At 68.4% G+C, this 22,742-nt stretch carries 19 protein-coding genes; 1 reads left to right on the top strand and 18 read right to left on the bottom strand.

Features of this window, described 5'->3' with window-relative positions; translation table 11 throughout:
* Positions 1 to 35: 35 nt before the first annotated feature.
* The 17 genes from lysS to dacB all read right to left on the bottom strand — a co-directional run bounded on the left by lysS (position 36) and on the right by dacB (position 20,747).
* Positions 36 to 1,550, bottom strand: a complete 1,515-nt coding sequence (lysS, locus tag J2S53_RS17895) for a lysine--tRNA ligase (protein ID WP_092980238.1) — start codon at positions 1,548 to 1,550, stop codon at positions 36 to 38.
* A gap of 235 nt (positions 1,551 to 1,785) precedes the next feature.
* Positions 1,786 to 2,613, bottom strand: a complete 828-nt coding sequence (locus tag J2S53_RS17890) for a type III pantothenate kinase (protein ID WP_456241933.1) — start codon at positions 2,611 to 2,613, stop codon at positions 1,786 to 1,788.
* Positions 2,614 to 2,816: 203 nt separating this feature from the next.
* Entirely contained in the window at positions 2,817 to 3,248 is a 432-nt protein-coding gene (gene panD, locus J2S53_RS17885) for an aspartate 1-decarboxylase (protein WP_092980244.1), read from the bottom strand.
* A gap of 21 nt (positions 3,249 to 3,269) precedes the next feature.
* Complete coding sequence (gene panC / locus J2S53_RS17880; protein WP_456241932.1) at positions 3,270 to 4,214, bottom strand: pantoate--beta-alanine ligase; 945 nt, start codon at positions 4,212 to 4,214, stop codon at positions 3,270 to 3,272.
* Positions 4,214 to 5,170 carry a Rossmann-like and DUF2520 domain-containing protein gene (locus J2S53_RS17875; RefSeq protein WP_456241931.1) on the bottom strand — a complete coding sequence of 319 codons (957 nt, stop codon included), beginning with the start codon at positions 5,168 to 5,170 and terminating at the stop codon, positions 4,214 to 4,216. Before J2S53_RS17875 ends, panC begins: the two co-directional genes overlap by 1 nt.
* 219 nt (positions 5,171 to 5,389) lie before the next feature.
* On the bottom strand, positions 5,390 to 6,613 hold the full coding sequence (locus J2S53_RS17870) for a PrsW family intramembrane metalloprotease (RefSeq protein WP_456241930.1): 1,224 nt from the start codon (positions 6,611 to 6,613) through the stop codon (positions 5,390 to 5,392).
* 70 nt (positions 6,614 to 6,683) lie between these two features.
* Positions 6,684 to 8,360: a DUF6779 domain-containing protein gene (locus tag J2S53_RS17865; RefSeq protein ID WP_456241929.1), complete on the bottom strand. Its 1,677-nt coding sequence runs from the start codon at positions 8,358 to 8,360 to the stop codon at positions 6,684 to 6,686.
* A 694-nt stretch (positions 8,361 to 9,054) separates the two neighbouring features.
* Positions 9,055 to 9,510: a DUF3180 domain-containing protein gene (locus J2S53_RS17860; RefSeq protein WP_456241928.1), complete on the bottom strand. Its 456-nt coding sequence runs from the start codon at positions 9,508 to 9,510 to the stop codon at positions 9,055 to 9,057.
* Positions 9,511 to 9,642: 132 nt separating this feature from the next.
* Positions 9,643 to 10,137, bottom strand: coding sequence for a 2-amino-4-hydroxy-6-hydroxymethyldihydropteridine diphosphokinase (gene folK, locus J2S53_RS17855; RefSeq protein WP_456241927.1), 495 nt, complete (start codon positions 10,135 to 10,137; stop codon positions 9,643 to 9,645).
* Positions 10,134 to 10,526, bottom strand: a complete 393-nt coding sequence (gene folB, locus J2S53_RS17850) for a dihydroneopterin aldolase (RefSeq protein ID WP_092925574.1) — start codon at positions 10,524 to 10,526, stop codon at positions 10,134 to 10,136. The genes folK and folB overlap by 4 nt, the downstream gene beginning before the upstream one ends.
* Positions 10,519 to 11,328 carry a dihydropteroate synthase gene (gene folP, locus J2S53_RS17845; RefSeq protein ID WP_092980432.1) on the bottom strand — a complete coding sequence of 270 codons (810 nt, stop codon included), beginning with the start codon at positions 11,326 to 11,328 and terminating at the stop codon, positions 10,519 to 10,521. The genes folB and folP overlap by 8 nt, the downstream gene beginning before the upstream one ends.
* 38 nt (positions 11,329 to 11,366) lie before the next feature.
* Positions 11,367 to 11,990: a GTP cyclohydrolase I FolE gene (gene folE, locus J2S53_RS17840; protein WP_342752555.1), complete on the bottom strand. Its 624-nt coding sequence runs from the start codon at positions 11,988 to 11,990 to the stop codon at positions 11,367 to 11,369.
* A gap of 87 nt (positions 11,991 to 12,077) precedes the next feature.
* Positions 12,078 to 14,660, bottom strand: a complete 2,583-nt coding sequence (gene ftsH, locus J2S53_RS17835; protein WP_456241926.1) for an ATP-dependent zinc metalloprotease FtsH — start codon at positions 14,658 to 14,660, stop codon at positions 12,078 to 12,080.
* Positions 14,661 to 15,029: 369 nt separating this feature from the next.
* Positions 15,030 to 15,587: a hypoxanthine phosphoribosyltransferase gene (gene hpt, locus J2S53_RS17830; RefSeq protein WP_456242824.1), complete on the bottom strand. Its 558-nt coding sequence runs from the start codon at positions 15,585 to 15,587 to the stop codon at positions 15,030 to 15,032.
* Positions 15,588 to 15,619: 32 nt separating this feature from the next.
* Positions 15,620 to 16,621 (bottom strand): tRNA lysidine(34) synthetase TilS, encoded by a 1,002-nt coding sequence (gene tilS, locus J2S53_RS17825; protein ID WP_456241925.1) that lies wholly within the window; start codon positions 16,619 to 16,621, stop codon positions 15,620 to 15,622.
* A 132-nt stretch (positions 16,622 to 16,753) separates the two neighbouring features.
* Complete coding sequence (locus J2S53_RS17820; protein ID WP_456241924.1) at positions 16,754 to 17,938, bottom strand: zinc-dependent metalloprotease; 1,185 nt, start codon at positions 17,936 to 17,938, stop codon at positions 16,754 to 16,756.
* A gap of 172 nt (positions 17,939 to 18,110) precedes the next feature.
* On the bottom strand, positions 18,111 to 20,747 hold the full coding sequence (dacB, locus tag J2S53_RS17815) for a D-alanyl-D-alanine carboxypeptidase/D-alanyl-D-alanine endopeptidase (protein ID WP_456241923.1): 2,637 nt from the start codon (positions 20,745 to 20,747) through the stop codon (positions 18,111 to 18,113).
* 461 nt (positions 20,748 to 21,208) lie between these two features.
* Here dacB and J2S53_RS17810 point away from each other — a divergent pair, with 461 nt between their 5' ends.
* On the top strand, positions 21,209 to 21,697 hold the full coding sequence (locus J2S53_RS17810) for an inorganic diphosphatase (protein WP_092628268.1): 489 nt from the start codon (positions 21,209 to 21,211) through the stop codon (positions 21,695 to 21,697).
* Between the two features lie 317 nt (positions 21,698 to 22,014).
* Here J2S53_RS17810 and J2S53_RS17805 read toward each other — a convergent pair whose 3' ends face one another.
* On the bottom strand, positions 22,015 to 22,470 hold the full coding sequence (locus J2S53_RS17805; protein ID WP_456241922.1) for a hypothetical protein: 456 nt from the start codon (positions 22,468 to 22,470) through the stop codon (positions 22,015 to 22,017).
* Positions 22,471 to 22,742: the final 272 nt, after the last annotated feature.

Raw genomic sequence — 22,742 nt, 5'->3', positions numbered from 1 at the left:
TTCGCTCCACCATCGATCAGGGGAGTGCGATCACGTCATTCCGGACGCACGAGCGGGAACAGGATGGTCTCCCTGATGCCCAGCCCCGTCAACGCCATCAACAACCGGTCGATCCCCATTCCCACGCCGCCCGTGGGGGGCATTCCGTACTCCAGCGCCCGCAGAAAGTCCTCGTCGACGGGCATGGCTTCCTCGTCGCCCTCGGAAGCCAACCGCGCCTGCTCTTCCAGCCGCGCACGTTCGACGACGGGATCGACGAGCTCGGAGTAACCGGTCGCGAGTTCAAAACCCTTCACGTAGAGATCCCATTTCTCCGCCATCCCCGAATGCTGTCGGTGTTGCCGGGTCAACGGAGCGGTATCCAGCGGAAAGTCCCGTACGAATGTGGGAGCGTGGAGATGGTTGCCCACCATGTGCTCCCAGAGTTCCTCGACCAACTTACCGTGCCCGAACGACGGATCGAGCTCGGACAAACCGGCGCTCTCGGCATGCTTACGGAGCGTTTCGACAGAGGTTTCGGGGGTTACTTCCGAACCGAGCGCCTCGGAAAGCGATCCGTACATCGTAATGTTCGCCCATTGCCCGGAAAGATCGTACTCGGAACCGTCCGCCCAAGTGACGGTCTGAGTGCCGAACAGCGACTGGGCCGCTTCCTGGATCAGCGCGCGGGTGAGTTCGGCCATCGCGTTGTAATCCGAGTAAGCTTCATAGAACTCGAGCATGGCGAACTCGGGAGAGTGGGAAGAGTCACTCCCCTCATTGCGAAAGTTCCGATTGATCTCGAAGACCTTCTCGATACCACCCACGACGCACCGCTTGAGGAACAGCTCCGGGGCGATGCGCAAGTAGAGATCCATGTCCAAGGCGTTCGAGTAAGTCACGAACGGCCTGGCCGCGGCCCCACCCTGCAAAGTCTGCAGCATGGGCGTCTCCACTTCGAGATATCCGCGCCGTTCGAACGAATCCCGCAGCGAACGCAATGTCGCGGCACGGGTGCGAACCGTTTCGGCCGCCTGGCTACGGACCAGCAAATCCACGTAGCGCTGCCGAACGCGGTTTTCCTCGCTGAGTTCCTTGTGGGCCACGGGCAACGGCCGCAACGACTTGGCCGCCATCCGCCACTCGTCCGCCAGCACCGAGAGTTCACCGCGCCGAGAGGTGATGACCTCGCCCGCGACGAAAACGTGGTCCCCCAGATCCACGTCGGACTTCCACTCGGACAGGGCCTGTTCGCCGACCTCGTTCCGGCTGAGCATGGCCTGCAGCTCGCCGCCGTCCCCGCCCCGCAACGTGGCGAAGCACAGTTTGCCGGTGTTGCGCATGAACATAACCCGGCCCGCCACACCGACCCGTTGTCCGCTGGAAGCGTCCACGGGCAGATCCGAATGCGCCGCCCGCACCTCGGACAGCTCGTGGGTCACGGGCAGCGAGACCGGGTAGGGATCCTGGCCCTCGGCAAACAGACGTTCCCGTTTCTCCCGACGCACCCGCAGCTGCTCCGGCAGGTCCTCGGCTCCGTCGACACGACTCGATTGATCCTGGTCATTCACGGTTTACAAGGGTACGGACCCGCCGGGGGCGACATTCCGGCAGGATGGGGCAGCCCGTCCTCCGCCCGCGCCCCGGTGCGAGGGGCGCGGGCGCGCCGCGAACTCGTTCGAACCGGTGCACCGAACGAACGAGGGGACAGTGGCTGTTCCCCCGACGGGCGGTGATCTCCCCTCGACGGGGCGGTGATCTCCCCTCGACGGGGCGGTGACACGGATCACCGCTCGCCCGGTCCGGTCACTCCAGGTTCCGGTCGAAGACCAGCCGCAGCCCGAGCAGGGTGAGCTCGGGGACGTGGTGCGAGATCGTCCGGGACTCGCTGATCACCAGCGGCGCCAGGCCACCGGTCGCCAGTACCGTCGTGGGACCGCCGTGGGTCTCCTCCAACTCGGACACGATGCTGTGCACCAGCCCGTCCACCTGCCCCGCGAAGCCGTAGAGCAGTCCGGACTGCAGGCACTCGACTGTGTTCTTGCCGATCACCGAACGCGGCCTGGCCAGCTCGACCTTGCGCAGCTGGGCGGCCCGCGAGGCCAGCGCGTCGAGCGAGATCTCCACGCCGGGGGCGAACGCTCCCCCCAGGAACTCGCCCTTGGCCGAGATGGCGTCGATGTTCGTCGAGGTACCGAAATCGACCACGACGCAGTTCGTGGAATACAGGTGGTGCGCTGCCAGCGTGTTGATCACCCGGTCCGCGCCGACCTCCTTGGGATTATCGACCAACAGGGGGACACCCGTTCGGACACCCGGCTCCACGACGACCCTGGGAACATCGCTCCAGTTGCGGCCGAGCATGACCCGCAGCTCCCGCAACAGCGTGGGAACGGTGGACAGGGCCGATATGCCGGTGATCTTGTCGACGTAGTCGCCCAGCAGACCGCGCATGGTGAACGCGAGCTCGTCGGCGGTCATCCTGGGTTCGGTCCGCATCCGCCAGTCCCGCACCAGCCGAGCCTGGGCCTTCGGCTTCCGGCCGGAACCGGATCGCTGCTCTGGACCATCGGGCTCGTCCTCGTAGAGTCCCAACACGATGTTGGTGTTGCCGACGTCGATAGCGAGCAGCACCGTGGATTTCCCTTCCTGTCGAAACGCTGACACAACGGCGGGCGCTTTCCGCGAGCGACACGTCACCCGAACGAGACCCCCGGGAACGGCACGCCACCGCACGGCCCCGCGGGCTCACCGGAAGCCCACCAGCACTCCGGACGGCCGGCGGGCATCGATCTCACGATCGCGCGGAAGACCGCTCACCACCGGGTTCGCCTCACTCAGCGGGGCGAACCACTCGTGGTTCCCACAGCGGTGGTGGCGAGTCCCGATCCCTCGGGGGCGTGACCGGGATCGCCGCCTCGTTCGACCACGCGGTTCTCCCCGTCGACGAAGAGCACGCTCGGGCGGAACGACCTGGCCTCGGCCTCGTCCATGACGCCGTAGGCGATCAGGATCACCACGTCGCCCGGGTGGACCAGGTGGGCAGCGGCACCGTTGATACCGAGCACCCCGGAACCGCGCTCACCGGTGATGGCGTAGGTCTCCAGCCGGGCTCCGTTGGTCACGTCCACGATCGTGACCTGCTCACCGTCCAGCAGATCGGCCGCCTCCATCAGGGCGGCGTCTATGGTCACCGATCCCACGTAGTGCAGATCGGCCTGGGTAACCGTGGCACGGTGGATCTTGGATTTGAGCATGGTCCGGAACATGCCTGCTCCTTAGGCTTCGAGCTACCGGGTGGGAACTACCGCTTCAGATGCCGGATCGGACGGTCCGAGTTCCACCAGCGCGTTGTCCAACAGTCGGGTGCCGCCCACCTTCGCGGCCACCAGCAGTCGTGCCTCTCCCGCGTCCGGTGCGGGCCCCAGCTCGGGGTCGCACAACCGCAGGTAGTCGAGTTCGACCATCGGTTCGGTGTCGAGCACCTCGCGCGCGGCCGACAGCACGGCGTCCGGGCCGCGCGAACCGGCGTGGACCCCTGCCGCCAGCGCCGCCGACAACACCAGGGCGGCGGCGCGCTCGCGCTCGCCCAGATAGCGATTGCGGGAGGACAGCGCCAGCCCGTCGTGCTCGCGCACGATCGGGATGCCCTGCACATCGGTCGGGAAGTTCAGCTCGCGGGCCATCCGGCGCAGCAGCACCAGCTGCTGGTAGTCCTTCTCACCGAACAGGGCCAGATCCGGCGCCACGATGTTGAACAGCTTGGCGACGACGGTGAGCACACCGCTGAAGTGACCCGGTCTGCTGGCGCCCTCGAGTTCGCGGCCGAGCTCTCCGGCGTCGATCGTCGTCCGCGGATCGTCACCGTAGAGTTCCCGGCTGCTCGGGGCGAACACGAGCTCGGCGCCCTCCCGCCCACAGACCCGCAGATCCTCGTCGAGGGTGCGCGGATAGCTGTCGAAGTCCTCGCCGGGACCGAACTGGAGCGGGTTCACGAAGATCGAGACCACGGTAACGCTGTTCGGGACACGACGAGCGGCGCGAATCAGCTCCAGATGCCCCTCGTGCAGCGCCCCCATGGTGGGGACCAGCACGATCTTGCGACCGGTGCGGCGCAGCGCGCGCGTCACCTTGCCCAGTTCCGCGGGAAGGTGGTGCACGGTGACCTCGTCGGGGGTGAAACCCGGTCCGGCACCGACGCTCTCCGAACCGCCCCGCTCGTCCGTAACGCTCATCAGCGCCCCCCGTCGAGTACTTCGTTGACGCCAACGGCGTCGTCGGCACGCAGCATTCCCGAGCTCACCGCCCGGTCCGCGGTGCGTTTCGCCAGCTGTACATAGCCGGACAGCACGTCCGGCGCGGATTCGCCCAACACGTCGAGGTGGTCCCGCACGGTTCCCGCGTCGCCACGCGAGACCGGCCCGGTGATGGCCCGGTCCCCGTAGCGCAGCGAGTTGTCCAACGCGGCCGACAGGATCGGGGCGAGCACCCGGTCCGGGGACTCGACACCGGCCGCGCGCAGCAGCTGCGCGCTCTCGTTGACGAGGGTGATCAAGTGGTTGGAGCCGTGGGTCAGCGCCGCGTGGTAAAGCTTCCGGGACTCCTCGGCGATCCGCACCGGCTCTGCTCCGAGCTCCACGGCCAACGCCGCCCCGACGCTGAAGCCGGCCTCGTCGTCCTGCCGGGCCGTCACGGCCACGGTGGCCGCGGCCAACCGTTCCAGGTCCTCCGGCCTTCCGGTGAACGTCATCACCGGATGCAGCGCCACCGGCAGCGCACCGGCGTTCACCGCGGGTTCGAGTACCGCCACACCGTGCGCCCCGGAGGTGTGCACCACGATCTGACCGGAACGCAGCGCCTCCGCGTTCACCAGTCCGCGCACCAGCCCACCGAGCGCGTCGTCGGGCACGGCCAGCAGCACCAGATCCGCCTGTCGTGCGACCTCGTCGGGCGGGCGAACCGGGGTGTCGGGCAGCAGTAGCGATACGCGGTTCAGCGCCGCGTCGGAAACGGCTGCCACCGCCCCGACCTCGTGGCCCGCCCGGTGCAGCGCGGCTCCCAGCACACTTCCGACGCGTCCCGCGGAGATCACACCGACCCGAAGGCGGGGACGCGGACGCGTTTCAGCGGCCGAGCGCGGGGAATCCGGGTCCGCTCCCGGGCCGCGGACATCGTGCCTGTCAGTGGACACGTCGACCAATCCTCCTACCGTTCCAGTCCCGTACCGGGTACCGGACAGCGTCGTGAGAGTAACCGGAAAACACTTCCGGTGGGATCCCATGGTGGCGAGAGCCACGCACCCGCGTCCCTGGAGACTCGTCCGAGAGTGGCGAGCGCCACAACCTCGCGGCACCGGGACCGGCGGACCGTGCGTCCGGTCCGACCGGCGTCGGAGTAACGGAGACCCGCGTCAGCGCTTCTTCGGACGCTTGACGTTCATGCTGGTCAGTTCGTCCATCCTGATCCGCTCGGTGTAGATCGCCTCCTGGGAGCCGCTGGCGGAACGACGCGCCGTTTTCAGGTCCTCGATCAGCTTTTCGCGGCGTTGCCTGCGCACGACGCTCGTGGTGTTTCCGACACTCGCCCGATGCTGCAGAAACGCCAGTTCGGTGACCGCGATCTGGTAGTCGCGGACGGACCTGGCGGCTTCCTTCCCGGAGTTGCGCCGCACCCTGCGCTTCCAGTCACGTCGCGCGGAGAGACTGGCCAGTTTTTCGAGTTCACTGGACACGATCAGTCCCGCCCGTTGCAACGCGGGCAGCTGCGCGGCGACGATGCGCTGTTCGCGTTTGCGGTGCCAGACCACAAGCCAACCGGTTCCCAGGAAGATGGGAACCATGATCACGAAGTAGATGTCGATGAAGCGCACCCCGCCCAAGGTGGTGGAGGCGTTCCAGAAGGCGTGCAGCAACACCGCGGCCAGGAACCCCAGTACCGGCCACAGTCCCCGGATTCTCGGACCACCGGCACGCGTAGCGAGACCTATTCCGATCCCGACCATCGCGGTGAACAGTGGATGGGAGAACGGCGCCAGCACACCGCGCAGCACGAACACGGCCACGATGCCTCCGGTCATGTCTCCCAGTCCTGCCTGCGCGAACGCCTTGCCGAAGTAGAAGATGTTCTCGATGAAGGCGAAACCGGCCGCGGTCAACGACGCGTAGACGATGCCGTCGACCATGCCGTTGAACTCGGAGCGGCGTCGGAACCACAGCGCGACCACGAAAAGCGACTTCGCGGCCTCCTCCACCAACGGCGCGGTGACCACCAGGGCGAAATGCTGCTGCAGGGTGCCGCTGAACAGGATCTCGCCGAAACCGGTCATGGCGTCGTTGAGCAGGAAGGCACAGGCCGTGGCACCACCGGCGCCCCACAGGAACGCGCCGAGCAGCAGCATCGGCGGCTCGGGCTCCCAGCGGTCGATCCACACGATCGCGGCGAATACCACCCCGACCGGCAGCAGGGCGACCAGCGCACCCACCACGGCCGCGACGTAGCCCACACGCGCGGTCGCGATGCCGAGCATCGCCAAGCCACACATACCGAGCAGGATCAGACCCGCGATGGGCCAGCCAACGACGCTGTGCTTGTAGGTCTGGTTCCTGCGGGCGCCCGACAGATCAGGATTGGACACGCCAGAAACGATAAAGCCCGCTTGCCACCGACCGACAGCACCAGCCGATACCGAAATCAGCTCGCGATTCTCACTCGTCGCGGCGGCGACGTCTGCGCGTCTCACCGGTGTTGCCGTAGGCGGCCAGCAGATCGTTGACGGATGTTCCCTGCGTATGAGCGCCGGAAGCCCCCACAGGAGAGGACTGCTGCGCCGAGGAGGTTGTCGCGTCGGCAGGGGGGTTCGGCTCCACCGTGGGAGGTGTCACTCCAGTGGGCGGACCTGATGTCTCACCCGATCGTGCGGATCCGTCGTCGGATCGATTCGTACCGCCGGCAGCGCCCTCCCGGGGCGCTCGTGCCGCCGCTCCGGTCGGCGCGGCGGCTGGCGGGGCCTGTTGCGGGCGTTCGACCGGTCCGGCGTCGTTCGGCGGTCTGCCGGGGGGACCGTGTCCACCCGGCGCACCTCCCACGGCGCCACCGGGCGGGCGCGTGCCGGATACCTCGTCACCGGCCGCGGTGCCACCGGAGCCACGTGCCCGAGGACTTCCCGGCGGCCGGGCTGGACCGGTTCTTCGTCCCGGCGTACGGGCCGGTGCGTCCTGGTTGGCCGGCGCCGGTGGGGGTGGTTGCGCACCAGCGGCAGGGGGAGGTGGTGCCGCCCGCGGCGGTTGCGCACCGAGCTGATCGGGTGTCGGTTCCGAACCGGGCACGCCCTGAGCAGCGGGACGTCCGACCGGAGCACCCGGTGCCGGGTGCGAAGCGGCTCCGCCCGGCGCGCTGCCAGGGGGCGTGGCCGCGGGTGGCGTGGGCACCGGAGGAGACGCTGCCGGAGGGACAGCGGTAGAAGGAGTGGCCGCCGGGGAGGTGGACATCCGGGGCGCGGCTTCGCGCTGTGCTGCTTCGCCCTCGCCCGGGAACGCCAGCGGAGCAGCGCCGACCTCGGCACCGGGAGCACCGGGCTCCCGCGCGACGGGAGGAGCCTGTTGTCGACCAGGTGCGGCGGAGCGGTTGGGATCGGGAGCGGCAGCAGGTTTCGGTCCCGAAGCGGGAGGACCATCGTTTCGCGGGCGCCCGCCGGGACGCCCGGGCTGGCGCCGGGGCGGAACGCTGCCACTCGCGGAAGCACCGCCCGCCGCGGGCTCCCCGGCGTCCGATGAAGCACCGGCCCCCGCCGCGGCACCGGAATCCGCCGCCTCGGGGGGAACCGGAGAAGCCGCGGCTCCGGAAGCACCTCCCCCGCCGGGAACATCAGCCCGTGCGGTCCCCCCGGAAGGAGGTGAACCGGGGGCGGCAGGCGCGGGAGTTCGCGGTCGGGAGTCGGGATATCCGGGCGCGTGCTCGACGGAACCGGGCTCGTCCCCGCGAACGGGGTCCGAAGCGGACACAGCGGCCGACGAGGTGGCCCCGGCGGGGGGCGAACGATTCAGCAGCCGACGCAGCTCGTACAGCTCCGAACGCAGTTCGGCGACCTCGTTCTCGGTCTCCTCCCGGACCCGGCGCAACGCCTCGTTGTCGGCTTCGGTCTCGTACTCCTCGCGAGCGTCGATCTCGCGTTCGAGTTCCAGTTCGTAGCAGCGCTGCCGCTCGGCCAACAGCTCGTCCTGCTCCATCGAACGGTTGCGCATCCGACCGGCCCACAGGCTCGACAACAGTGCCGCCCACAGCGCGGCGAGGATTCCCAGCCGCAGCATCCGGACGTCGTCGCCGAGAATCAGCGTGACCGTCGCCGCCACGGCCAGACCCGACGTACCGAGCCACAGCAGCACCGCTCGATCTCCTCGCGATCGAGACTCGGAATCGCTCGGGTCAGCCATGCGGCCAACCGTACCCGGAGTTTATCGCTTCGAAATCCGGTGGGACTCCTCGGAAACGAATCGATCACACAGTGAAACGACGAGCAGTGCTCAAGAAAAACAGCCCCACCGAGTCGTGCGATAAACCAAGCACCGAACGTGTCCAACCACCGAGAAACACCACTCACCACCCCAGGACAGCGTCAATTTCTCGCGAAATCGCGGCCCCAGTGCGGTGGCGCGGTCCCTGTCGGCGTCAATTTCTCGCGAAATCGCCGCGCGGAGGACGGCACAGCCGAACTCCCACCACTCAAGCAGTCGGCGCCGCCGCGGGTTCTCCGGTGCGGCTCTCGCGAGGACGGTCCCGACGTTGTGTAGGTCGCTACCCGATGTCGTGGCACCCGCAGCGAGAGCCGTGCCGGAGATTCCGCCACCCGTCTCCGGAACGGCGTCGATTTCTCGCGAAATTTCCGCCTCCGGAACCCTCGCCGGAACGGGACCATGCGGCGTCAGCAGCGCGGGTGTCCCCGGTGCGTGAGTCGGATGCATTGCGAGGCCGGGCCGCTCGCCGCGTAGGTCGCTACTCAAGAGCCGGCCCAACGCGGCAAGGCGCCGACTCACGTGACGGCTACCCGACCAGCTACGAAACCGGCACCGATCTCAATTCCTACTGTTCATCGTCGTCGTCTTCCTGCGGCTCATCGGGATTGCGCATGGCCCACTCCAGCCACAGCCCACCGCCGACCAGCGCCGCGGCGCTGACGAGCCCGACGATCGAAGCGATGGTGTCCGAGCCGAACACCCGCACCTCGGTCAGCAGGTACAACAGCATCGACGCCCACGCACCACCCATGAGCGCGCCCACCAACGAGGATGCTTTGGCCAGTGCCACGATCCGGGTCGCCATCATCGGATCGAGTGGTTCGGAGCCGCTCCGGTGTTTGGCCCTGGGACGCAGCACGATCGCCAGCACGGCGTCCACGATGGCCACCACCAGCAGTACGCCCCCGGCCGCCACCGGCAACGGCGGCAACGATCCGTACGACAGCTGCACGACACCGTAGAGCAGCACCGCGGCGAGCAGCGCCGCACCAAGGAGCTCGCGGGGTCTGGTGTAGCTCATCCGTCCTCCGTCCGTATCGCGAGGCAGGCACGTCAACATACGGCGCCACGCCGTGCGTTCCACTTCGGGCGGGACGTTCCTCCCGACCCGACGACCACCCGCACTCCGAGCGCGAGAGACCGAAGACGTGGCCTAGCGCAACGCCAGATCGGGGCGTAGCCGCACACCCGCGGTTTCCGTCTCCGGCAGTACGGCCAACAGCTCGGACACCGCTCCGTGGCCGGGGAGTGTGGCTTCCGGTTCGATCTCCAGCCACGGAATCAGCACCGTCGCTCGCTCGGGAGTGCCGGGATGAGGCAGCAGCAGTTCGGGGTCCCGGCTGTGCACCTCGTCCACGGTGACCACGTCGACATCCAGGGTACGGGGTCCCCAGCGTCGCTCCCTGCGACGTTCGGCCTCCCGTTCCAGGTGCTGTGCCCGGCGCAGCCAGTCCCACTCGTCGTCCGCGGCGGACTCGACCAGCAGGACGGCGTTGAGGAAGTCGGGCTGGTCCGTGACCCCCCACGGAGCGGTTTCGTAGACCGAGGAGGTCGTGAGCAGTACCTCGCGCAGTCCCCGAACGGCGAGCCGGAGGTGTTCCAGTCTGTCCCCGAGGTTGGAGCCGAGGGACAACACCGCCCTGCTCATGTCGAAGCGGCCTTCGCTCCTCTGCCGCCGCGGCTGGATCGGCGGATGGTTACCGACACGTCGTCGAAGGTCACCGGGACCGGCGCGTCGGGCTTGTGGATCGTGACCTCGGCGGCGTGCGGCCTACCGTCGCTCATGATGTCGTCGGCGATCTCGGTGGCCACGGTCTCGATCAGGTCCCGCGCGGGACCGGCGACCACGGCGGCGGCGCGTTCGGCGAGAACCCCGTAGTGCAGTGTGCGCTCGACGTCGTCGGAGGCGGCTGCCTCGCCGAGGTCGACCCACACCGTGATGTCGACGACGAACTCCTGCCCTTCCCGTTTCTCCCGGTCGAAGACGCCGTGGTAACCGAAAACCCGCAGTCCGGTCAGTCCTACCCGATCAGCCACGGATCTCACCTCCGTTCCGCCAGGCAGCGGCCACCTTCACCGCGTCGGTGGAACCGCTGACATCGTGCACCCGTACTCCCCAGGCACCGCGGTCGGCGGCCAGGGTGGAGATCGCCGCGGTGGCCGCGTCGCGCCCCGCCGCGGGACGCGGGTTTCCGTCCGAATCGGACAGCAAGCTGCCGAGGAAACGCTTGCGGGAAGCGCCGACCAGCAACGGGAATCCCATTCCGAGGAAGGTGTCCAGCCGTCGCAACAGCGACCAGTCGTGCTCGGCCTTCTTCGCGAAGCCCAGCCCCGGATCGAGCACGATGGATTCCTCCGGGACACCGGCGGCCAGCGCCGCCGCCACGCGTTCGGACAGTTCCGCCCGTACCTCCCCGACCACGTCCTCGTAGACGGCGAGCGAGTTCATGTCCCTGCTGTGCCCTCGCCAGTGCATGAGTACCCAGGGCAGCCCCGAATCGGCGACCGCACCGGCCATCTCCGGATCGGCCAGACCTCCGGAGACGTCGTTGATCATCGCCGCGCCCGCCCGCGCGGTGGCGGCGGCCACCTCGGCGCGCGTGGTGTCCACACTGACGGGAACCCCCGCCTCGACGAGTTCCCGCACCACGGGAAGCACACGCTCGGTCTCGGTGGCGGCGTCGACCCGCTCCGCCCCCGGCCTGGTGGACTCGCCGCCCACATCGACGATGTCGGCTCCCCGCTCCCACAGCCGCAGGCCGTGCGCCACGGCGGCCGAGTGATCCAGGTACCGACCGCCGTCGGAGAACGAATCGGGGGTTACGTTCAGGATTCCCATCACGCGGCAGCGCGATGGCTTCGGCAGCTGAACGGCCATCACTTCCCCCGGATCAACGACAGCGCCTCGGCCCTGGAGGACGAGGAGGAGCGGAATATGCCACGTACGGCGGAGGTGGTAGTGGTCGAACCGGCCTTGCGGATACCGCGCATCCCCATGCAGAGGTGCTCCGCGTCGACCACGACGATCACCCCCCGCGGTTCCAACTTGCGAGTGAGTGCGTCGGCGATCTGCGAGGTCAGCCGTTCCTGGACCTGCGGGCGCTTGGCATACAGATCGACCAGCCGCGCGAGTTTGGACAGTCCCGTGACCCTGCCCTGTTCGTTGGGAATGTAACCGATGTGGGCCATTCCGTGGAACGGAAGCAGATGGTGCTCGCACTGCGAGTACATCGGAATGTCCCGGACCAGCACGAGCTCCTCGTGGGCCTCGTCGAACGTCCGGTCCAGCACTTCGTCCGGATCGGTGTAGAGCCCGGTGAACAACTCCTCGTAGGCGCGGGCCACCCGTGCTGGGGTTTCCCGCAGTCCGTCGCGCTCGGGGTCCTCACCCGCCGCCAGCAGCAGCTCCCGGATGGCGGCTTCGGCGCGGGGCCTGTCGAAGTACTCGTCGACCAATTCGGCGGGATCGGATCCGAACTCCGCGTCCGGCCCGATAGGCACGCCCTGACCTGTCACGTGTCTTCCCCTCCACAGCGGTGAGGCACCCGGCTCGGCGAGCCGGGTGCCTCGTTCCACTGCAGTCCGCGGTTACCGGCCGCTGTTGGGGCCGGTCCCGTTCTCGTTGCCGGAATCCTGGTCACCCTCGGAATTCCGTTCGGAGTTCTGCTGGTTACCGGCGCCCGGCTGCTCCGTGTCGGCGGAACCCGAGCGGTGCTGGTGACCGTTCTGATCCTGGTTCTGCTGGAACTGCTCGGCCCGCTGCTCAGCGGCGCCGGGCTGTTCTTCCGGACGCTGTCCCTGCGGCGCGACGCCCTGCTCCCATGCGGGAGAACCGTTGTACTGGGGCTGGCCCTGCTGGGGCTGGCCCTGCTGGGGCTGATAGCCGGACTGCCCACCGGGTGAGGTGGCGGGGGTCCAGCCGGGAGGGGCCCCGTAGTTGGGCGGCACTCCCTGGGGAACCTGGCCACCCTGCGGAGCCTGTCCCTGCGGGACATGCCCCTGCTGTGGCTGCCCACCCTGCTGTGGCTGCCCACCCTGCTGTGGCTGCCCACCCTGCGGCGGATAGGGCTGCTGGGTACCGGGCTGCTGGCCCGGTGCGGGCTGCGGCGGATAGCCGTAGGCCTGCCCCTGCTGGTTGTCGGGACCGTACTGCCCGGCGGGCTGCTGCGGTCCGTAACCGTTGGACCCGGAGACGGCTCCGACCGGTGCGGGGCTGGGCTGTTCGTTGATCGGCGGCGGCCAGGCTTCGCCGCGTTCTATCGCCAACTCGCCGGGCGTCTTGATCGGCGGCTTGTCCGAGGGAGTGCGCCCGCCGAAGTCGTTGAACGCGGTGATCCGGGGGCGCTTCTCCACATCGGCGAAGATGCGCTCCAGATCGGTGCGGTTCAGCGTCTCCTTCTCGATCACTTCGAGCACGAGATTGTCGAGCACGTCCCGGTAGGTGTTGAGGATCTCCCACGCCTCGGTGTGCGCCGCCTCGATCAGCTTGCGCACTTCCTCGTCGATCTCGTGGGCTACCTCCAGCGAGTAGTTCGGCTGCTGGCCCGCCGAACGCCCGAGGAAGGGATCGCCTTCCTCCTTGCCGTACTTGACGGCGCCCAACCGGGCCGTCATGCCGTACTCGGTGACCATGGCACGCGCGATCTTGGTGGCCTGCTCGATGTCACTGGAGGCACCGGTGGTCGGCTCGTGGAAGACCAGTTCCTCGGAGGAACGCCCGCCGAGGGCGAACACAAGACGACCGATCATCTCCGAACGGGTCATCATGTCCTTGTCGTCCTCGGGGACGACAAGCGCGTGCCCTCCGGTCTTGCCCCTGGGCAGGATCGTGAGCTTGTAAACCGGTTCCAGGTCCGGCATCGCCCAGGCGGCCAGCGCGTGACCACCCTCGTGGTACGCGGTGATCTTCTTGTCCCGCTCGGAAATGATCTTGCTCTTCCGACGCGGGCCGCCGATCACCCTGTCCACCGATTCCTCGAGCGCGGCACCAGTGATCAGCTGCGCGTTCTCACGGGCGGTGAGCAGCGCGGCCTCGTTGACCACGTTCTCCAGATCGGCACCCGAGAACCCGACGGTGCGCTTGGCCAGCCCGTCGAGATCGGCGTCCTGGGCCAGTGGCTTGCCCTGGGTGTGCACGTTCAGGATCGCGCGCCTACCGCGCAGGTCGGGCGGGGCGATGGGGATCTGCCGGTCGAACCGGCCGGGACGCAGCAGCGCCGGGTCCAGGATGTCCGAACGGTTGGTGGCGGCGATCAGGATGATCCCGCCCCTGGAGTCGAAACCGTCCATCTCGACGAGCAGCTGGTTCAGCGTCTGCTCCCGCTCGTCGTGACCACCGCCGAGGCCGGCACCGCGCTGCCTGCCGACCGCGTCGATCTCGTCGACGAAGACGATGCAGGGCGCGTTCTGCTTGGCCTGTTCGAAGAGATCACGAACACGGGAGGCGCCGACACCGACGAACATCTCGACGAAGTCGGAACCGGAGATCGAGTAGAACGGCACCCCTGCCTCACCCGCGACCGCGCGGGCCAGCAGCGTCTTACCGGTACCGGGCGGCCCGTAGAGCAGCACGCCCTTCGGGATCTTCGCCCCGAGAGCCTGGTAACGGGTCGGGTGCTGCAGGAAGTCCTTGATCTCGTGCAGTTCCTCGACGGCCTCGTTGGCTCCGGCGACGTCACCGAACAGGGTCTTGGGCATGTCCTTGGTGAACTGCTTGGCCTTGGACTTGCCGAAGTTCAGCACCTTGCTGCCGCCGCCCTGGGCGTTGTTCATCATCCACATCACGAGCAGGACCAGCAGGCCCAGCGGGATGAGGTAGATGAGCAACTGGCTCCAGATGGAGCTCTGGGACACCTCGGTGTCCCAGTTGGAGATGCCGGACTGCTCGATCCGATTGACGATGTCCTCTTGGGAACCGGTCGGATACTTGGTGAGGATCCGGTTGCTGCCCTGAACCTGGACGCCGTCGTTCAGGGTCAGCCTGACCCGCTGTTCTTTGTCCTCGATCGTGGCTTCGGCTACGTTGCCCTGCGAGATCTGCTGCAGCGCCTTCGAGGTCGACACGTCCGTGTAGCCACGCGTGTCGTCGAAGAGCACACTGAAGGCATAAATCAGCAGCAACCCCGCCAACAGCCACAGCAGCGGGTTGCGGAGCAGGCGCTTTCGGTCCATTCACTTGCGGCCGCCGAGCGGCCTCGACCCTCCCTGACTGTCACGTCGGGTGGTGGCGGGCGTCCATTTAACGTCCACCCCCGGTTCAGCCCAGCGTACCGCTCGCGGCAGTGTCGAACTGCGCGAGTCGTTTCACCGGCAACCCAGGGTACCCGCCCCTGGCGTTCCAACGGCCCATGCACCGGATTAGTTCCAACAGTCCCCTCGCTCGGTGACACAACGCACGGACGATGGTCGACCGTACGCCGTGAGCGCCCTCACTTCCAGCGATCACCGTGATCCCGGATCACCGTCACTTCCGGACACCGGGGAACGGCGCACGGCCCCCTCACGGTTGTACCCGTGGTACGGCACTCGCGGAAAACCGGATCACGCTCCGGAGGTGTAGACCTTCGGATCGAGACTGCCGATGTACGGAAGATCACGGTAGCGTTCGGCGAAGTCCAGCCCGTAGCCGACGACGAACTCGTTGGGAATGTCGAATCCGATGTAGCGCACCGGCACCTCGACCTGTACGGCATCGGGTTTGCGCAGCAACGTGCAGACCTCGACCGAGGCCGGTTCCCGTGCGGCGAGGTTGCGCAACAGCCAGGACAGCGTCAGTCCGGAGTCGATGATGTCCTCGACCACGAGCACGTGCTTGCCCGCGATGTCCCGGTCGAGATCCTTCAGGATGCGCACCACGCCCGAGGACGAGGTGGACGAGCCGTAGGAACTGACCGCCATGAACTCCAGCTGCGCGGGCCGGGGCAGTGCGCGGGCGAGATCGGTCATCACCATGACGGCGCCCTTGAGGACACCGACAAGCACCAAATCGCCCCCCGAAAGGTCCCCGTAGTCCTCGTCGATCTGCTTGGCCAGCTCACCGACCTTGTCGTTGATCTGCTGCTCGGTGATGAGCACGGAGGCAATGTCGCCGTCGTACACGGCCCGGCTTCCCCTCTCGATTGGGTCGTTGTTCACCCGTCGCTCGACCGTTGCTCGGTTCCGCGACCCCCGCATTCCACCAGAAGGGTCCCACGCCGACGAACCAGCGCAAAGTTTCCTGGCAGAGCGTGACCGCCCTGCCCGCGCCAGTCACCTACCAGGGCATCCGCGGCGCGCAGATGGGCGTCGCTGAGTTCAGGGACGCCCTGTGCGGAGAGCCAGTCCCGCAGCACTCGTCTGCGGAGCGCGGGAGGATGCTCGGCAAGACTACGCGCGTCGAGCTCCCCCGAGTCGGCCACCCGCTCGCGGATCCCCGCGGCGACCGCGTCCAACGCGTCGGCGTCCTCCCGGAGCTGGACGGCGGTGCGGGAGAGCGCCTCGGCGACCCCGCCCTGCAGGACCTCCTCCAGCAACGGCAGCACCTCGGCGCGGAGCCGGACCCGGGTGAAGGCGGGATCCGTGTTGTGCGGGTCGCGCCAGGGCCGCAGCCCCAGCTCCTCGCAGGCCTGTTCGGTGGTCCGACGAGTCACTCCCAGGAAGGGGCGCGCCCACGGCCCGTCCAGCGGGCGCATACCGGCCAGCGAGCGCGCGCCTGAACCACGCCCGAGCCCCAGCAGCACCGTCTCGGCCTGGTCGTCGAGGGTGTGCCCGAGCAGCACCGGGGATCCTTCGGGACGTCGGAGTCGCAGCGCCTCGTAGCGGGCTCGTCGAGCCGCCGCCTCCGTACCACCCGCCCCGTCCGGTTCGACGCGCGCGACGTCCACCTCGACGCAGCCGAGCCCGGTGAGCTGTGCCGCGGCGGCGGAGGCGACCCGATCCGAACCGGGCTGCAGCCCGTGGTCCACGACGACCCCGTGGACCGGCACGTTCCGGTGCCGCGCGAAGTGGGTGGTGGCCGCGGCCAGGGCCAACGAGTCCGGGCCACCGGAACAGGCCACCACCAGCGGAACACCGCGGTAGCGGACGGCCGGTTCGGAGTCGAGCAGTCGTCGCACGGCGAGCCGGACGGCGCTGACGCTGGGAGCTGGCGGCACGGGCCGATTATCGCGCCACCGGACAGCCGGAGCGCTCACCGGTGGTGGTGCGGGCCCATCGACTCCTCGGATCCCTGGCAAAATCCCCTCGGATGTCCGGGCACAGGGAGCGCTCGCGAACGGAAAGCCCGATCAGCCGTGCACCCGCCGCAACCAGGCGGGCGGGTCCGAGAGCTCGGAGCGGGTGGGCAGGTTGTCGGGTTCCTGCCATACCGCGTTGAATCCCGTCATGCCGACGGCATCCACCACCCGGCGGGTGAACTCGGCCCCCTTGGCGTACTGCTTGATCTTCGCGTCCACCCCGAGCAGGCTGCGCAGCACCCGGTCGAACAGACCTCCACCGGCCCGGCGCTGGGTGAACCGCTCCCGGATGGTGTGCACACTGGGCACCACCCGAGGCCCCACCGCGTCCATGACGTGATCCGCGTGCCCCTCCAGCAGAGTGGAGAGGGCCAGAATCCGGTCCAGCGCCGCACGCTGCCGCGGACTCTGCAGCAGCTCGACCACGCCGAGCATTCCGGGACTGGTGTCACTGCCACCCGTCCGCGCCGCCCGGAGCTCACGAGCCGCCGCGGGCAACCTGCCGAACAGCTCACCGGTGGAACCCTCCGTCTCGGTGAACAGTTCGCCGATACTGCGGGAGAAGTGCTCGCGCAACCAGGGAACGGCGTTGAACTGGAGCCGGTGAGTGGACTCGTGCAGACAGACCCACATCCGGAAGTCGTCCTCGGGAACGCCGAGCGCGCGCTGCGCGGCGACGATGTTGGGGGCGACCAGCAGCAGCCTGCCCGGATCGCCCGACCCCGACTCCGCGGGAGCGAACGGATCGTACTGGCCGAGAACCTTGGTGCCCAGGTAGGCGAGCACGAGACCGGCCTGCATCCCGGCACCACGGCTGTTGACGGCGGCCAGCACCGGATTGACCTCGTCCCGGTCCTCGTCCCCGGCTCCCGCCAGCGCGGTGTGGGTCAATTCGGCCAGTCCACGAGTGGCACCCCGCAGCCAACCCGGCCGGTCCACCACGTCGCCCGGGGCCACCGGAAGATCGGTGCCCAGACCGGTCAGTTCCCGGACGTGGGTCTCCGCGCTGACGCTGAACTCGCGGAGCGCGGCGACGACGCCGTCGGCCTCGGAACGCGAGATCTCCGGGCCGGGGCCGAGCAGCCTGCTCGCGGTGGCGACAGCGGTGTTCCAGTCGACGGCGTCGCCGCTGCCGTTGCCGGAGACGTACCCGTCCCGGCGGTGCTGACTCGGTCGGGCATGCCTGGCCGAATCCCGACGTAGCGGCGCTGACAGCGCGGACGCACGAACAGTCACGTTTCCGACAGTACCCGTGCGAACATCACACGGCGAATCTCCGATTCGCTCCCCCACCTCCCAGACCTCACCACTTCCAGCCGTCACGACTCCCAGCCGTCACGAGTGAGCGGCGGAAGCGGAACCGGGCACCGGCAAGGCGTGACGGGACGGCCGGTTCCGGGCGGCCCGCTCAACGGCAGCCGCAGCTACGCAACGCGGCCGCCAATTCGTCGATCACCGGGCGTACGGAGACGGGATTCCGCCCGTTGGACAGGAACGCGAACGCCAACAGCCTGCCGTCCCGAGTGACGACGGTCCCCGCCAGGGCGTTGGTCCCCGTGAGTGTTCCGGTCTTGGCACGGACCCAACCGCTTCCCTCGGAGGCGTCGCCGTCGTAGCGCCCGGCCAGACCGCCGGTTCCGCCGGCCACGGGAACGGAGGTCAGCAACGGACGCAGTCTGGCGGAACGCCCCGAGGGGTTCTCGACGGGAGCGCTCGCGGTGCGCATTATCGCGCCCAGGATCCGGGCGGGCAGCTCGTCGGAGGCGGAAAGCCCGCTGCCGTCGACGATGTCGACACCGGACAGATCGAAACCGTTCTCGCTCAGCACGGTGCGGACCGCCCGGACGGATCCGGAGAACGACGGTTCGTTGCCGGTGGTGATCGCGACCTGCCGCGCGAGGGCCTCGGCGAGCACGTTGTCCGAATCCCGCAGTGTTTTGCGCACCAGATCCCGCAGCGGCGGCGACTCGACCCGCGCGAGGGTGGAGGCCCCCGAGTCGACGGTGGTCGTGCTGACAGAGCCGGTGGGAGCTCCCAGTCTGGAGGCGAGCTCACGGGCCGCGTCCAGCGCCGGTTCATCGCTGCGTGAACTGACCTTGCTCTTGGGGTCCTGACGCCCCCCGTCGAGCATCACCGGCTGGATCGGGGCGACATATCCCCTGTCCACATCCGCCGGATCCCAGCTGTCGGCCAAACCTGGCCCGCTGTAGCGGCTGACGTCGACCTTGACCGACTCGATGTCGCCGGAAGTGGTCGACCGGATTCGCTCCACCAGTTCGTCCAGCCCGGCCGCACCGGGATAGACCGAACTCTCGCCCTCGGGCAGTGCGGACAGCGTCGGATCACCTCCCCCTACCAGCACTATGCTGCCGGGTTCGCTGCCGCGCACTACCTTCGTGCGGAACCGGAAATCGTGATCGACGGCCAGCAAGGCCGCCGACGCGGTGAGCAGCTTGTCGGTGGAAGCGGGGACCAGCCCCCGGTCCGGGTTCCGCTCCCAGAGGGTCTTGCCGGACCTGGCGTCACGGACCACGGCTCCGAAGTCCCCGAGCACCGGGTTCGAGGCGATCTCTTCCAGCTCGGCTTCGACGCCCTGTTCGGTCGGTAGGGGCGCCGAGGCACTCAACCCCTTGACATCGGGGCGCAGCGAGACCGGGGCGGGTGGATCGGCACGTGGGTTCAACACGTCGCCGAACCAACCGGAACCGCGGAACACCAGCACTGCGGCGATCGCGATCACGCCGAGCAGGGCCACCGCCGAGAGCACGAGCGTCCTGCGGCGTCCACGGGACGGGTGTTCACCGGAAGCCGCGGGAACGGACTCGCCGGATTCGGGGCCGTCGCCGTCGAGGTCGCCGTAATCACCGTCGTGGTGGTCGCTGTCGTGATCGTCGTGGTCGAGGAGTGCCGCGGTGCCGGTGGTGGGGTTCTCCTCGGATCCTCGGCCGGCCGGTTCGGCGGTGTCAGCGGGGTGAGCTGCCTCGGTACGCGGTGCGGGTTCGGCAGGCTGGGAAGTCTCGGCAGATCGGGAGGCATCGCCGGGCGGAGAGGTCCCGTCCCGGCGCGGACCGACCTCCTGGTCGGCCTGCTCGTCCCGCCGGGGCAGCAGCTCTTGTTCGACTGTTCCGGACTCGTCGTACTCCCCGTCCCGGGAAAACTCCCCACCCCGCGCGGATTGCGGAGACGCGCCTGGGTCCCCCGGGGTCGCTTGTCCCCGGGCACGGTCGGAATCCTGCCGAGGAGGCCACGCGGAAGCCGTTTCCGAGCCGATCGGCATATCGAAATCGGCGGGAGCGGCAGGACGAGCCGCACCGGGAGGCCGACTACCGGTGGGAGCCCCCGGCTGTTCACCAGCGGCGTTCCCCGACTGGTGATGTCTCTGCTGTGCGGTGAATCGCTCGGTTCGCTGCTCCAACCGCTCGCGGTGTTCCGCCGGATCCGGTTCGGCGCGCGGCCACCCGGGATCCGCGGCGGGAATCCGCGGCATGCGGATGGTCGGGGGATCGGCGGCGGGAGCGGGGCCGGGGTTCGGGACCTGCCTCGGGCTCCCTCCGGCCTCCCGGTCACGCTGGTCCGATTCCTGCCCGCGCCGCTCGGGATGCCGCCCCTGTTGGCCGGAATCCTTCCCGGGCTGGTCCGGCTCCTGCTCAGTGGGACGGATCGCGCTGAAACGCTGGGTGCGTTCGACCGCGGCGGGGTCCTGCTCCGGCCACTCCGGCTCCGAGACGGAAGTCTCCGATGTCCGCTCGGTGCTCGCGGGCCGGGAATCCTGCTGTTGGGGATCCTCCGACTGGGATTCCGGCGGCTGGGATTCCGGCGGCTGGGATTCCGGCGGCTGCGCATCCGAGGACCGGGCGCTCTGCGACTGGGTGGAGTGCTGCTCGGGATCCTCCGCGGGCCATTCGAACGAGTCGTCCGGATCCTGGACGGTGTCGGACGTCTCGGCCTCCGGAAAGCCGTCGGAAAAGTCGCCGGTGGATTCGGCGGACGATGCCGCGTCGTCACGACCGCCCGTCCCAGCCCGTGATTCCTGGGGTTCGGGCAAGTGCTCCTCCTAGCGGCTCTCACCGGCTCGCGAATGCGATCTCGCACACTGTGTGCGGCTGGAACGGCTGACTTGTCCCACACTAGTTGCGTCCGTGGGAGTGGTTGATGAGGCCACACCGGAAACGGTGCGGACCGCTGACCGAGAACCGCCGAGGGCTGTCGCCGTGCGCGCCGGTCAGGCCGGAACGGCCGGGCGGCGATCACGGCGCCGGGTACTCCGGCCGGAGCGTGCACCCGCTGCGAGCTGGGGTTATCCGACCCCGCGAGCGGTTTTCAAAGCCGGTTCCTAGGCTGTAGTCATCGCTCCACCGGTGGTGGTAACGGTTCGGACACGATCCACTCCGATCCGATTCCACGCCGGATGGTCCGCCCCAGGGCGGGCGATCGGGGACTCCCCGAGCAACGGCCGGGAACGGCACCATCGCCGTCCGAAACATCACTAGGACGAATGAGGAACGCGTGGACTTCGACGTCACGATCGAGATCCCCAAAGGGGAGCGCAACAAGTACGAAGTGGACCACAAGACGGGCCGTATCCGTCTCGACCGGACGCTGTTCACCGCCACCCAGTATCCGGCCGACTACGGGTTCATCGAGGAGACCCTCGGCGAGGACGGGGATCCGCTGGACGCGCTCGTGCTCATCCAGGAGCCGACCTTCCCCGGTTGCCTGATCAGCGCTCGCGCCATCGGCATGTTCCGGATGCGCGACGAGAAGGGCGGCGACGACAAGATCATCTGCGTGCCCGCCGATGATCCGCGGCAGGAGCACATGCGCGACATCCATCACGTGCCGGAGTTCCACCGGCTGGAGATCCAGCACTTCTTCGAGGTCTACAAGGACCTGGAACCCGCCAAGAGCGTCGAGGGCGCCACCTGGGTCGGCCGGGACGAAGCCGAGGCGGAGATCAAGAAGTCGTACGAGCGGGCCAAGGAAGAGGGCCACTGAGTCTTCGGATTCTCCGTTCGGCTCGTCGGGATGCTCCCCACGGCGGCGGACTCACCACCCGGTCGTGAGCGGTTGCCCCGACATCGAGCGGCACCCGCACCACTCCCGGGGAGCTCCCGGGAGCACCGCTGTGGCAGCAGCCACGGGTGGCCGGACCACGCGGCCGGGCGTCCGGCACGGGAAGCACCGTAGGAACGCTCCGAGCCGATGAGACAGCAGGGAGCCGGTGAGACAGCAGGAAGGTCCCCGCCGAGCCATGGCGGGGACCTTCCTGTGTGCCGTAGTCCCTGTCGTGCCGTCCTCGCGGCGGGGACCGTTCAGCGAGCGATACCGCCGACCACGTCACCGACGGGCAGCCCGGCGAGGTTGCTGCTGGAAGTCGGCGCGGGACGAGTCGAGGGCTGCTGCTGGGTCTGCTGGGCCTGCTGTGACGGGTTCTGCAGCATCTCGCCCGGAACGCCGTCCAACTGCTCCCCGTTGAGCAGCTCACCGGAGATGTGGCCGTTCTGCACGGCTTCCTTGAGCGGGTCACCGTCGACGGCCCCGGCGGCATCGCGGCCGGCAGGGGTGCCCTGGGAGGGCACGACATCGCCGATGGCCTGCTGCGCGGAATGCAGCGTCGCGGCGGTGTGGTAGGTGGTCTGGGCCACGTTGTTGTCCACCGGCAGCTCGGCGGGCAGCTCCGGGCCGTCCGCGGCGGCGGTACCCGCGAAGCCGATGGCGCCGACGCTTCCCGCCACCAGGGCGGTCACCGTGGTAAGAGTGCGTTTCATCGCCTTGGTTCCTCTCTGCACAGGTAACTGTCCCCCACGCCGGACAAAGACTACGGAAATCACCCTCAACACGATTCAGCGAACCCTAGTAGCGATTTTCTTATACAGCGAGTAACGAAAATTGCTATACAGGCTCGAAAACATGCCACCACTAACACGATCGAGCTATACATTTTTATGCGCACCGCATGAGAACATCCCGAGCCCTCGGGCCGGAACCAACACCGCATCGGGCATGACGCCGGGTCACGGATCGTGCTTCGGTCCGCGAC

The sequence above is a fragment of the Actinopolyspora lacussalsi genome, assembly GCA_030803735.1.
GTDB lineage: Bacteria > Actinomycetota > Actinomycetes > Mycobacteriales > Pseudonocardiaceae > Actinopolyspora > Actinopolyspora lacussalsi.
Note: the sequence above shows the minus strand (reverse complement) of the source record. Positions and strands in the feature narration are given on the sequence as shown.